The sequence below is a fragment of the Polaromonas sp. P5_D5 genome (genome assembly GCF_054049435.1).
This window is the reverse complement of record NZ_JBFUMJ010000002.1, coordinates 503,977-516,022: the sequence shown is the minus strand read 5'-3', so window position 1 is coordinate 516,022 and position 12,046 is coordinate 503,977. Positions and strand designations below refer to the sequence as shown.

Genomic DNA, 12,046 nt, shown 5'->3' with positions numbered 1-12,046 from the left:
GTTTTCATACCAACCCGAGAGTAAAAATGATGCAGAGACGACAATTTACCGGCGCACTGGGAAGCTTCATGGCGGCGGGCATGGTTTCAGCTCATGCCCAGAATTTATGGGGTATGAGCGGCGCACCGCAAGCCGCTGATTCAAGTTCGGTCATCGGGCGGCTCAAAGCCCTTGAACGGGAAAGCGGCGGCCGGCTCGGTGTTGCCATCCTCAACACCGGTACCGGCGTGCAGCATGGACACCGCGCGGCGGAACGCTTCCCCCTGTGCAGCACCTTCAAGCTGCTGGCCGCTGCGCTGGTGCTGCACCGGGTAGACACCGGAAAGGAACGGCTGGACCGCCTGCTGCCTGTTGACGGCGCGGCACTGGTTTCCCATTCACCGGTCACCGGGCCAAGAGCCGGTGGCAGCCTGTCGCTCGCGGAGTTGTGCGAAGCCACTATCACCGTCAGCGACAACACGGCCGCCAACCTGATGCTGGCCAGCTTCGGCGGGCCCAAGGGCCTGACCGACTACGCGCGCTCGCTCGGTGACCGCATGACACGACTGGATCGCATTGAAACCGCGCTGAATGAAGCCACGCCCGGCGATCCACGCGACACCACTACGCCTGCCGCCATGCTGGGCACCGTGCAAAAAATCGTGCTGGGCAATGCGCTGTCAGACACCTCGCGCCAGCAGATGCGCCAGTGGCTGATCGCCAGCAAGACATCCGACCGGCGATTGCGCGCCCTGCTGCCGCGGGACTGCCTGGTTGGCGACAAGACGGGTACAGGCGCCCATGGCACCACCAACGACATCGGCGTTTTGTGGCCTGCGGGATGCGCGCCTGTGGTGATCACGGTGTATTTGACCGGGAGCCCAAAGCCCCTGGAGGAACGCGAAGCCATCGTGGCAAAGGCCGGTCAATTGGCGGCTTCTTTGGCCACGCCAGCTTGAGAACACGAGACAACATAGTTGGCCGCCTCCGGGCGACTTTTTTGCGTTGCGGGGAAATACATTCTCAAACGGCAACGCTGTCACCAAGGTAAAGAGGTCGGGCATGAGAGCCTGCAGTCTATTGCCGGGGTTTGGCGCTTAACAAAAACGTTGGTTCCGACGAATTTTCTATTGCAATTGATGAAATTATTGAAAACGAAATACCGTATTAACTAGAGATTGGTTACAACAGAGATAGAAAAATGTAATACTAAAGATCGATAATCAGGAGATTCCTAGAAGAGCTCACATACAACATGAAAATAAACCCGCAGGTAGTGATCGATGAACTTATCGACCACCTCACTGCCCTCGTTCTTCACACGCCTGAGATTGAAAAATTACGGCAGCGAAGAAAAGAGGGCAGGTTCAGCCGGGCTGGTTATCAACTCCTTGGGGCGCTTCCCGACGGTCCCGAAAAGCTCGACTTCATCTGCGAAATCACACTGCAGACGGAGAAGCAGCGCAGTTCATTCCTTGTAAAAGTACTCGGCCAGGCAAGCCATGACGGTTCGCACTGGAAAATCACTGAAATCTATGACGTGGAAGTCGAGCTGGCGGACAGCAGTCCTCCCGTGCCGTAGCAAAGAAAAATGGACGGCCATATTTGCGTGGTCGTTGATTGATTTTCATGCCCGTGCCGGTATCTGACCTGGAAAAGCTTGAGTCCAAGAGCGTGGCAAGGTAACAGCGCGACGGACGCTTCGCGTTGAAAGCAAGGTTACCCATTCTTGAAACAATCGCAGAAATCCGGCGCAAAAAAACCGACTCTGCCCCATGCGGGAGAGAGTCGGTAGTCTTGGCGGAAACGGAGGGATTCGAACCCTCGATGAGGCTCTACACCCCATACTCCCTTAGCAGGGGAGCACCTTCGGCCACTCGGTCACGTTTCCAATAAATCGATTATCTCACGACTTCTCAGCCATTTTCAGGTGGCGGGCTGGTCCAGGTCAAAAGCCTTGTGCAGGGCCCGCACGGCGAGCTCCATGTATTTCTCGTCGATGACGACCGAGGTCTTGATTTCGCTGGTGGAAATCATCTGGATGTTGATGCCCTCTTCGCTCAACACGCGGAACATCTTGCTGGCGATGCCCACGTGGCTGCGCATGCCGATGCCGACGATGCTGACCTTGCAGATCTTGGCGTCGCCGGTGACTTCCTGCGCGCCCAGCTTGGGCACCACCTGGGTTTTCAGCAGGTCGATGGCTTTGGAGTAATCGTTGCGGTGAACCGTAAAGCTGAAGTCGGTCTTGCCGTCCTTGCTGACGTTCTGGATGATCACGTCGACTTCGATGTTGGCATCGGCCACGGCGCCCAGGATCTGGTACGCGATACCCGGGGTGTCGGGTACGCCGAGCACGGAAATTTTGGCTTCATCGCGGTTGAAAGCGATGCCCGATACGATGGCTTGTTCCATGTTTTCGTCTTCCTCAAAGCTGATCAAAGTGCCTGACTTGGCTTCTTCGTTGATGTCGATGTCCCATTCGGTGAAGCTGGACAGCACACGCAGCGGCACCTTGTATTTGCCGGCAAATTCCACCGAGCGGATCTGCAGCACCTTGGAGCCCATGGAGGCCATCTCCAGCATCTCTTCAAAGCTCACGGTGTGCAGGCGGCGCGCCTCAGGCACCACGCGCGGGTCGGTGGTGTAAACGCCGTCGACGTCGGTGTAAATCAGGCATTCGTGCGCCTTGAGCGCCGCGGCAATGGCCACGGCCGAAGTGTCGGAGCCGCCGCGGCCGAGTGTGGTGACGTTGCCGGCCTCGTCCACTCCCTGGAAGCCGGTGATGATGACGACCTTGCCGGCGTCCAGGTCGGCGCGTACGCGCTCACCGTCGATGGACTCGATGCGGGCCTTGGTGTAGGCATTGTTGGTCTTGATGGTGACCTGCCAGCCGGCGTAGCTCACGGCCTGCATGCCTTCGGCCTGCAGCGCAATGGCCAGCAATGCGCTGGAAGCCTGCTCGCCGGTAGCAGCCAGCGCATCAAGCTCGCGGCCATAAGCATCGCTTGTCCTGGCGGGCGCCAGCTCTTTGGCCAGGCCGAGCAAACGGTTGGTTTCGCCGCTCATGGCACTGGGAACGACCACCATCTGGTGGCCGGCCCGCGCCCATTTGGCCACGCGTTTGGCGACATTGCGGATGCGCTCGGTGGAGCCCATCGACGTGCCGCCGTATTTATGAACGATCAATGCCATTGCAGGATGTCAATCAGGAGTTGTTGCGGATTTTTTGCCGGGAACCTGTGTAAAAGCGCCCGTTTGAGGGCTTTTAACGGCGATTTCGCGCCAGCAAAGCCTTCAATTATACCTAGGGACTACTACCTGGTTAGCTCGCCTTATCCCCTGCAGCCGCATAGTTCAGCACCTGGCCAGTGCGCGTGACATGCCCGGTCGCCACCTTGAGGTGGATCTGGTGCCCGCGCGTGGTGCAGGCGGCGATTTGCAGGAGCAGTTGGTCGAGCTGTGCTGCGCTGGGAGTGGCTTGTTGCAGCGTCAGCCAATAACGCAGCACATTGGCCTGCCGCGGCTGTGACAGGGATTGCAGGGATTTGATCACCGGGGGGGTTCCCACGACAACCAGGTCTTGCTGTGCCACCTCGACCAATAACCCGTGCGCCTGGGCCGCGTGACGCGCGCTGCGTGCAAAGGTTTCGCGAAACTGCGGAAAGGTTTGCGCCAACGCGGGCAGCAGGCGGGCCCGGATGCGGTTGCGTGTGAACTGCTCGTCGGTGTTGGTCGGGTCTTCCACCCAGGTGATGCCGCGCGTCACCAGCCAATCGCGCAGCAATGCCCCGGGCACCGTCAGCAGCGGACGGTAATAGGTCATGCCGTCACGCTCCCATCTCGCCGGCATGGCGGCCAGCCCGGGCAGCCCCGCGCCGCGTGATAACGCCAACAGCATGGTTTCCACCTGGTCATCGGCGTGCTGGGCAATTGCTATGTTTTTAATAGCTGCTTGCGCATATCCTTCCTGGGCTGCAGCCTTAAACGCCGCATAACGTGCCTTGCGCGCCGCGTCTTCCGGACTCTCGCCAGAAGCATGACGGGCGTCCACACGCTGGACGATTAGCGGCACATTGAGCTGCGCGCAGAGGGCAACGCAGTGCTGCTCAAAGTCGTCGGCCGCCGCCTGCAAGCCGTGATGAATATGAATGGCGTGAACCTGCCCCGGCCATTTCTCGGCGCAGGCTACCAGCAAGGCGACAGAATCGGCGCCGCCGCTGAGCGCAACGGCCAGCGGCAAAGCAGGTTGAAATTGGGAAATCGCAGCGGCGATCACGGCGCTGTCATTCATGGCTTGGCTTCGGCGAATCTTTCCCGGTCAATCCTGGCACGCACCCATAGCACCCCGAGCGTGCCACCGATGGCGAACCAGCACCACAGGAGGTAGACGCCGCGTAGCGCTATGCCAAAAATACTCGAGACCAAACCATGGTCCCGCCAGGAGGGCACCCCACCGTCCGCAACAGGCCAGATGGCAGCAAAAACCAGCAGGAAACACCAGAACAGCAGGCTCCAGACCAACATACGGTTCGGGCTCTTGATTCGCGCGTAGCGGTCATGCTTGACTAGATAGTCCAGCCCAGCCCACAAGCCCACAAGGCCGGCAACAGGCGAAATCAGCCAGAGCACCGCGTAGTAAAAGCGCAGAAAAGGGTCATAACCAGGAGTCTTAGGCAACTGGTCCAGCATGGGCACGACATGGGCCATCGAGTCCATAAAGGAAACCGCCAGCGGCTCGGCGGCAAGCTCGCGTGGAACGAAACCGAACATGACCGACAGAAAAATCGCATAGAGCGCGGCAGAGGTCAACCAAAATCGCCGGCGCAACTTCGCCAGGGCTTGCTCTTCCTCGGCACTGTAAGGACCGATACGGGGGCGCACCATGGTCTTGTCGCTCCAGCTTGTGCCGGGGCGCCTTACTTGCCGGCGTCGGCCTTGGTGTCGGTGAAGCGGCCGTAGCTTTGCAGGCGCTCGTAGCGGCGGTCGAGCAGCTCCTTGACCTTCAGGTCACTGACCTGGCGGAAGGCGTCGTTGAGCGCACGTTTCAGGAAAGCGGCCATTTGCTTGTGGTCGCGGTGGGCGCCGCCCACGGGTTCGTTCACGATCTTGTCGATCACGCCCAGGGCCTTGAGCCGGTGCGCCGTGATGCCCAGCGCCTCGGCGGCTTCCTGCGCCTTGTCGGAGGTTTTCCAGAGGATGGACGCGCAGCCTTCAGGGCTGATGACAGAGTAGATTGAATACTGCAGCATGACCACCTGGTCGGCCACCGAGATGGCCAGCGCGCCGCCGGAGCCGCCTTCGCCGATGATGGTGGTGATGATGGGCACTTCGAGCTGCGCCATCTCAAAGATGTTGCGGCCGATGGCCTCGGACTGGCCGCGCTCTTCGGCGTCAATGCCGGGGTAAGCGCCGGGCGTGTCGACAAAGGTGAACACCGGCAGCTTGAACTTCTCGGCAGTTTTCATCAGGCGCAGGGCCTTGCGGTAGCCCTCGGGCTTGCTCATGCCGAAGTTGCGCAGGCCGCGTTCCTTGGTGTCGCGGCCCTTCTGGTGGCCCAGCACCATGCAGGCGGTGCCGTTGAAGCGCGCCAGGCCGCCCACGATGGACAGGTCGTCGGCAAAATGCCGGTCGCCGTGCAACTCAACAAAATCCGTGAAGATTTCGTTGACGTAATCCAGGGTGTAGGGACGTTCCGCGTGGCGGGCGATCTTGGTGATCTGCCAGGGCGTGAGGTCGCTGTAGATGTCTTTGGTGAGCTGTTGGCTCTTTTTGGCCAGCTGGTCGATTTCTTCAGAGATATCGACAGCCGACTCGGTCTGTACGTAGCGCAGTTCTTCAATTTTTCCTTCAAGCTCCGCAATCGGTTGCTCGAAATCGAGGAAGGTCTTCTTCGCCATGTGCTGCTCCTCAGGGCTTCATGAAACTTAAATTTGCTCGGTACCCGTGGGGGTACCCAGAACCGGTAATGGGTCCAGAGAGCGCCAAATATACCAAGTTGCCACGCTGCAGTAAGGCGACCAGGCGGCGGCCACCTCTCGCGCGTCGCTTCGGCTGACGGATTCACCCGAAAAGTAATTCTGGCTGATGCCGGTGATCAGCCCCACATCGTCCAGCGGCAGGACATTCGGTCGCATCAGGTAAAAAATCAAAAACATCTCGGCCGTCCAGCGGCCGATGCCGCGAATGGCCACCAATTCTTCGATGATGGCCTCATCGTCCATCGCCGCCCAGTCCTTGACGTGGACGGTGCCGGCGTCAAAGTGGATCGCCAGGTCCACCAGGTATTCGACCTTGCGGGCGCTCAGCCCGGCCGCGCGCATGTCGTCAACTTTAAGGCGCAGCACATTGGCAGGCGTCACTTTTTTCGGCAACGCCGAAAATTTGGCCCAGACACTTTGCGCCGCCTTGACCGAAATTTGCTGGCCCACGATGCTGCGCGCCAGGGTGCCAAAGGCATCGCCGCGGGTTTGCAGGCAGGCGTCGCCGAACAAGGGAATCAGCCGCTTCATCACGCGGTCTTTTTTCACCAGGTGTTTGCAGGCATCGGCCCAATACTCGGGCACCGTGGTGGCCGGCTCGGGAACGTCGGCCAGCTCGGCGCTGCCCGGGCCGCTTTTCACTATCTTTTTCATAGCTGCTTGCGCCGGTCCTTATTGGTCTGGAGGCCGAAATGGCTTGAAAAACAGGGTGAAAAAACAACCCGGAACCTCACGATTGCACCTCCCAGGTGGTGCCGGCGGGCGAATCCTTCAACACAATGCCTTTGGCCAGCAGGTCCTTGCGGATACGGTCGGCTTCGGCGAAATCTTTTGCCAGCTTCGCAGCTGCCCGCTGCGCGATCAGCTGCTGGACGCTGGCGTCGTCAAGGCCGGCGCCTGCCTGAAGGTAGGCCCCAGGCGCGCCCTGCAGCAGGCCCAGGCAGCCGCCCAGGTTTTTCAACAGCCCTGCGAGTTCGGCAGAGCCCGTCCGGTTGACTTCACCCGCCAGCTCAAACAACACTGCCACGGCCTCCGGCGTTCCGAAGTCTTCGTCCATGGCCGCCTTAAAGCGCTGCGCAAACGGGTGCGCCCAGTCGGTCGGCAGCGCTGCCGGCTTGACGAGATCCAGCGACGTATAAAGCCGCTTGAGCGAGTTGCGCGCATCGTCCAGGTGGGCGTCGCTGTAATTCAGGGCGCTGCGATAGTGGGCGCGAACGATGAAGAACCGCACGGTTTCGGCATCGTATTTGGCCAGTACTTCGCGGATGGTGAAGAAGTTGCCCAGCGACTTGGACATTTTTTCGTTGTCGACGCGCACAAAACCGTTGTGCACCCAGAAGCGGGCCAGCGGCTTACCGTTGGCCGCCTCGCTCTGGGCGATCTCGTTTTCGTGGTGCGGAAACTGCAGGTCCGCGCCGCCGCCGTGAATGTCGAAGGTCTCGCCCAGCGTGCCGCGGCACATGGCCGAGCACTCGATGTGCCAGCCTGGACGGCCGGGGCCATAGGCGCTGTCCCACCTGGCGTCGTCGGGCTCGGTGGGTTTGGCGCTTTTCCAGAGCACAAAGTCCAGCGGGTCTTCCTTGCCGTCGAGCACAGCGACGCGCTCGCCGGCGCGCAGCTCGTCGAGTGACTTGCCCGAGAGCTTGCCGTAGCCGGGAAACTTGCGCACCGCGTAATTCATGTCACCGGTGGAGCCCTTGTAGGCCAGGCCTTTTTCCTCCAGCGTGGCGATCATGCCCAGCATCTGCGGCACGTACTCAGTCGCACGGGGTTCCAGCGATGGAGGCTCTATGCCCAGCGCGCCGATGTCCTGGTGCATGGCCGCGATCATCTCGTCGGTCAGCTGGCGGATGGTGATGCCGCGCTCAACCGCCCGCTTGATGATCTTGTCGTCGATGTCGGTGATGTTGCGCACATACGTAACCTTCAGGCCGCTTGCCTTGAGCCAGCGTTGCACCACGTCGAACGCCATCATCATGCGCGCATGGCCGATGTGACAGAGATCGTAAATCGTCATTCCGCACACATACATGCGCACATGGCCGGGATCAAGCGGGGAAAATTCTTCCACGGCACGCGACAGCGTGTTGTAAATGCGAAGGCTCATGAAAATTATGCTGCGAAGCCTGGCATCGGCCGGAAGCAGCCGGTGGTCAGGCAAAGGAAAGAAGCTTTATCTCACGGACGCCGCGGGCGGGCAAGGGCCATTCGGCGTACACGCGAAAACGTGCGATAAAAACGGAAAGTACGGGATTCTGGGGGCCATGAACTATACCCCCCTCAGTTACAATCGCCCAGTATATCCAGCCCGTCGGACAACGTTCAGCGGCTCCCGGAGCGCCCTGAAAAGCCTGGCTGTTTATGTTGACTTTCCGCCCAACGGCTGCCAAAACAGCACCGGGGGCTTTAAAACAAATCGCGAGAGTGCCATGCCCACGCCAAACTTCCTTACACGCAATCCGCTGTCCGCCGCCCTGCGCATGCTGGCCGTGGCGGTCACCCTGTCGGTGTCCGTTGCCCATGCCGACGACTACGCCGACGTCAGCCGCCTGATGCGTGCCGGCCAGTATGCCGAGGCGCAGGCCAAGGTTGACCAGTACCTCGCCAGCAAGCCGCGCGACCCGCAAATGCGTTTCTTCAAGGGCGTGATCCAGACCGAAACCGGCAAGACCAGCGACGCGATCGCGACCTTCACCAAAATCACCGAAGACTACCCCGAGCTGCCTGAGCCCTACAACAACATGGCCGTGCTGTATGCCGGCCAGAGCCAGTTCGACAAGGCCCGGGCGGCGCTTGAAATGGCGATCCGGACCAACCCCAGCTACGCCACCGCACATGAAAACCTGGGCGACGTCTACGCCAGGCTCGCCAGCCAGGCCTACAGCAAGGCCCTGCAACTCGACGGCGGCAACGCTGCCGTTCCGCCCAAGCTGGCACTGATCCGCACCCTGTTCTCCGCCGAATCAAAAAGCCCGACCAAGCCGGCTGCCGGCGCACCGACGTCTGGCCCGGCCACAACGGCCCCTGCGGCTCCCGCAGCGGCTGCCAAGCCAGCGCCGGCAGCCCCGGTGGCCGCAGCGCCTGCTCCTGCCGCGCCACCGGCAACACCCGTAGCACCGGCTGCCGCCGCAGGCACCGAAAAAGAAGTCGAAGCAGCCGTGCGCAGCTGGGCTCAGGCCTGGTCCGACAAGGACATGAACGGCTACCTCAGCAGCTACGGCCAGAACTTTGCACCTCCCGGCAAGCAGGCACGCAAGGCCTGGGAAGAAGACCGCCGCGCGCGCATCGTCGGCAAGTCACGCATCAGCGTGAAGCTCTCCGACCTGGCCATCGCCGTACAGGGCGCCAAGGCCACGGCCAGGTTCAAGCAGGACTACAGCGCCGACTCCATCAATATTTCCAGCCGCAAGACGCTGGAGATGGCCAAGGCCGGTGATCGCTGGGTCATCGTCAAGGAATCCACAGGCGGCTGATCGCTGGCGGCCGGCCTGACCCAAGTGCATTGTTCAGCCTGTTCCTGTCCGTCTGTGTTGGCCGGCAAACTTTCGTGGAAGCCCGCATGAAAAAAGCGGCCGCAATGCTTCTCTTCATCGCACCGTCCCTGGTGCTGGCCTTTTCGCCTGCGCGGGCCGAAACCCGCGCGCACACAACCAAGCGGCCCGCCCCGGCAAAAGCCTCCGCCCCGCATGAGGCGCGCGGCGGCGAAGCGGAAGCCCGGTTGATTGAAATCTACAAACTGATCGGCCAGGCAAATTCACGCGAAGCCCTGCGCAAGGCCGAAGGCCTCGTGAAGGACCACCCCAACTTCCAGCTGGCCCAACTGGTTTACGGCGACTTGCTGGCCGGCTTTACACGCCCTGTGCGCACGCCCGGCGATGTTCCAGACGCTGCTGCCAAGGCCGCGGCAGCCCTGCTGGCCGAGTTGCGGCAGGAGTCGCTGCTGCGCCTGCGCGCGCTGCGCGAGAGGCCCGCCCCCGGCCTGGTGCCGTCGCAATTCCTGGTGCTTTCATCGCGTAACAAACACGCCATTGCCGTCGATGCGTCCAGGTCACGCCTTTACCTGTTTGAAAACACCAGCGCGGGCCTCAAACTCGTGGCGGACTATTACATCTCGGTTGGAAAATCCGGTATTGAAAAATCCGTCGAAGGCGACCTGCGCACGCCGGTCGGCGTCTACTACATCACCAGCAACCTGAACCCCAAATCGCTGCGCGACTTTTACGGCTCGGGCGCGCTGCCCATCAACTACCCCAACCAGCTCGATGTCAAGCGCGGCAAGACCGGCGGCGGCATCTGGCTGCACGGGACACCACCGGCGCAGTTTTCCCGGGCACCGCTGTCCACCGACGGATGCGTCGTGCTGGCCAACCCCGACCTGGAGCGCATCATCCGCACCGTCGAGGTGCGCAGCACGCCCGTCGTGATTGCCCACAGCCTCAAATGGGTGGCGCCGCAATCACTGGCGGCCGACACCCGGTCGTTCGAAACCGCGCTGCAAAGCTGGCACCATGCCAAGTCCAGCGGCGACATGGCCAAACTTACAACCTGGTACACACCCGACTTCACAAGCTACGGCAAGACGCTGGCCGAATGGACGCCGCTGCTGCAAAGCGAGCTCAAGCAACTCGGTGGGCGCGACATCCTGCTCAAGGACGTTTCTTACCTGCGCTGGACCGACAGCACCGATACGATGGTGGTAACCTTTGGCGAACTGATCAAGGGCGCCAAAACCGGCCGCACCAAACGCCAGTACTGGATCCGCCAGGGAAACCAGTGGAAGATTTTTTTCGAAGGAACCATTTGATGGCAGTTCACAGGACGTTTGCCGCGCTCGCGGTGTTTTCTCCCTTGCGCCGCGCCACACTCGCAGCAGTAGCGGCGGCGGGCGTGGCCCTCCTGGCCGGTCCGGCGCTCGCGCAAAGCGCACCCAAGGTCAAGTTCGTCACCAGCGAAGGCGACTTCGTGGTCGAGGTCTATCCCGACAAGGCGCCCAAGACCGTTGAAAATTTCCTGCAGTACGTCAAGGACAAACACTACGACGGCACGATTTTCCACCGCGTGATCAGCAACTTCATGGTGCAGGGCGGCGGCTACGACGCCACCTACGCCGAGAAGAAAACCCGCCCGCCGGTGCCGCATGAAGGCCGTGAGGCGCTCGCCAAGGGCGGCCCCAAAAACGTGGTCGGCACCCTGGCCATGGCGCGCACCAACGACCCCAACTCCGCCTCGTCGCAGTTCTTCATCAACGTGAAGGACAACGATTTCCTGAACCCCACGGTGATTCCCCCCGGAGACCCGGTTCCGAAGTTTGAATACCAGGGCCGCGTCTATGAAAACACCCCGCGCGCCCAGCTCGTCAACGCACCCCAGCTCTTTGGCTACACCGTTTTCGGCAAGGTCGTCAGCGGCATGGACGTCGTGAACAGGATCAAGGCCGTGCCCACCGGCGCCGGCGGCCCCTTCCCGACGGACGTTCCCAAGACGCCCGTTCTCATCAAATCAGCAACCCTCGTCAATTAATTGACACAGCCCTACAGGACACCATCATGAGCAATCCCAAAGTAGACCTCCACATCGCCGAATACGGCGTCATCACGCTGGAGCTCGACGCCGCCAAGGCACCCAAGACCGTTGCCAACTTCCTGAACTACGTCAACAAGGGCCATTACGCCAACACGGTGTTTCACCGCGTCATCCCGGGCTTCATGGTGCAGGGCGGCGGCTTTGAGCCAGGCATGAAACAAAAGCCTACCGACGGCGAAATCGAGAACGAAGCCAACAACGGCCTGAAGAACAACAACTACACCGTAGCCATGGCGCGTACCAACGCACCGCACTCGGCCAGCTCGCAATTCTTCATCAACGTGGCCGACAACGGCTTCCTGAACCACACCGCACCGAACGCATCGGGCTGGGGTTATGCCGTGTTCGGCAAGGTAGTGGCCGGCACCGACGTCGTCGACAAGATCAAGGCCGTCAAGACCGGCCGCAAGGGCTTCCACGACGACGTTCCGATGGAAGACGTGATCATCCAAAAAGCCGTTGCAGTGGCCTGAGTGCCCTTTCGGGCCGCGCTTGCCGAAATC

General features: G+C 61.0%; 12 protein-coding genes and 1 tRNA gene. 6 read left to right on the top strand and 7 right to left on the bottom strand.

The window, feature by feature from the left end; genetic code table 11:
* The first annotated feature begins 29 nt into the window (after window positions 1-29).
* Together bla and ACXJKE_RS09140 are read left to right on the top strand one after the other, a co-directional pair.
* A complete protein-coding gene (gene bla / locus ACXJKE_RS09145) occupies window positions 30-938 on the top strand; it encodes a class A beta-lactamase (protein WP_457280274.1) in 909 nt (302 codons plus the stop codon).
* Between the two features lie 296 nt (window positions 939-1,234).
* A complete protein-coding gene (locus ACXJKE_RS09140; protein ID WP_457280273.1) occupies window positions 1,235-1,561 on the top strand; it encodes a hypothetical protein in 327 nt (108 codons plus the stop codon).
* Window positions 1,562-1,777: 216 nt separating this feature from the next.
* Here ACXJKE_RS09140 and ACXJKE_RS09135 read toward each other — a convergent pair.
* The 7 genes from ACXJKE_RS09135 to cysS all read right to left on the bottom strand — a co-directional run bounded on the left by ACXJKE_RS09135 (window position 1,778) and on the right by cysS (window position 8,067).
* Window positions 1,778-1,870 (bottom strand) — tRNA-Ser (locus tag ACXJKE_RS09135).
* Window positions 1,871-1,905: 35 nt separating this feature from the next.
* Window positions 1,906-3,174, bottom strand: a complete 1,269-nt coding sequence (locus ACXJKE_RS09130; RefSeq protein ID WP_457280272.1) for an aspartate kinase — start codon at window positions 3,172-3,174, stop codon at window positions 1,906-1,908.
* Window positions 3,175-3,304: 130 nt separating this feature from the next.
* Window positions 3,305-4,273: a tRNA lysidine(34) synthetase TilS gene (gene tilS, locus ACXJKE_RS09125; RefSeq protein WP_457280271.1), complete on the bottom strand. Its 969-nt coding sequence runs from the start codon at window positions 4,271-4,273 to the stop codon at window positions 3,305-3,307.
* On the bottom strand, window positions 4,270-4,866 hold the full coding sequence (locus ACXJKE_RS09120) for a hypothetical protein (RefSeq protein ID WP_457280270.1): 597 nt from the start codon (window positions 4,864-4,866) through the stop codon (window positions 4,270-4,272). Before ACXJKE_RS09120 ends, tilS begins: the two co-directional genes overlap by 4 nt.
* Before the next feature lie 32 nt (window positions 4,867-4,898).
* Window positions 4,899-5,879, bottom strand: coding sequence for an acetyl-CoA carboxylase carboxyltransferase subunit alpha (locus ACXJKE_RS09115; RefSeq protein WP_092131429.1), 981 nt, complete (start codon window positions 5,877-5,879; stop codon window positions 4,899-4,901).
* A gap of 27 nt (window positions 5,880-5,906) precedes the next feature.
* Complete coding sequence (locus ACXJKE_RS09110) at window positions 5,907-6,614, bottom strand: DNA-3-methyladenine glycosylase family protein (RefSeq protein WP_457280269.1); 708 nt, start codon at window positions 6,612-6,614, stop codon at window positions 5,907-5,909.
* 76 nt (window positions 6,615-6,690) lie between these two features.
* Complete coding sequence (gene cysS, locus ACXJKE_RS09105) at window positions 6,691-8,067, bottom strand: cysteine--tRNA ligase (RefSeq protein ID WP_457280268.1); 1,377 nt, start codon at window positions 8,065-8,067, stop codon at window positions 6,691-6,693.
* 322 nt (window positions 8,068-8,389) lie between these two features.
* Between cysS and ACXJKE_RS09100 the strand changes: the two genes are divergently transcribed.
* From ACXJKE_RS09100 to ACXJKE_RS09085, 4 genes are all read left to right on the top strand, one after another.
* Entirely contained in the window at window positions 8,390-9,433 is a 1,044-nt protein-coding gene (locus tag ACXJKE_RS09100; RefSeq protein WP_457280267.1) for a L,D-transpeptidase Cds6 family protein, read from the top strand.
* 86 nt (window positions 9,434-9,519) lie between these two features.
* A complete protein-coding gene (locus tag ACXJKE_RS09095; RefSeq protein WP_457280266.1) occupies window positions 9,520-10,764 on the top strand; it encodes a L,D-transpeptidase family protein in 1,245 nt (414 codons plus the stop codon).
* The gene (locus tag ACXJKE_RS09090; RefSeq protein WP_457280265.1) at window positions 10,764-11,480 is read left to right on the top strand and encodes a peptidylprolyl isomerase; all 717 of its coding nucleotides are present in this window, start codon (window positions 10,764-10,766) and stop codon (window positions 11,478-11,480) included. The genes ACXJKE_RS09095 and ACXJKE_RS09090 overlap by 1 nt, the downstream gene beginning before the upstream one ends.
* Before the next feature lie 26 nt (window positions 11,481-11,506).
* Window positions 11,507-12,016 (top strand): peptidylprolyl isomerase, encoded by a 510-nt coding sequence (locus tag ACXJKE_RS09085; protein ID WP_457280264.1) that lies wholly within the window; start codon window positions 11,507-11,509, stop codon window positions 12,014-12,016.
* The last annotated feature ends 30 nt before the right edge of the window (window positions 12,017-12,046 follow it).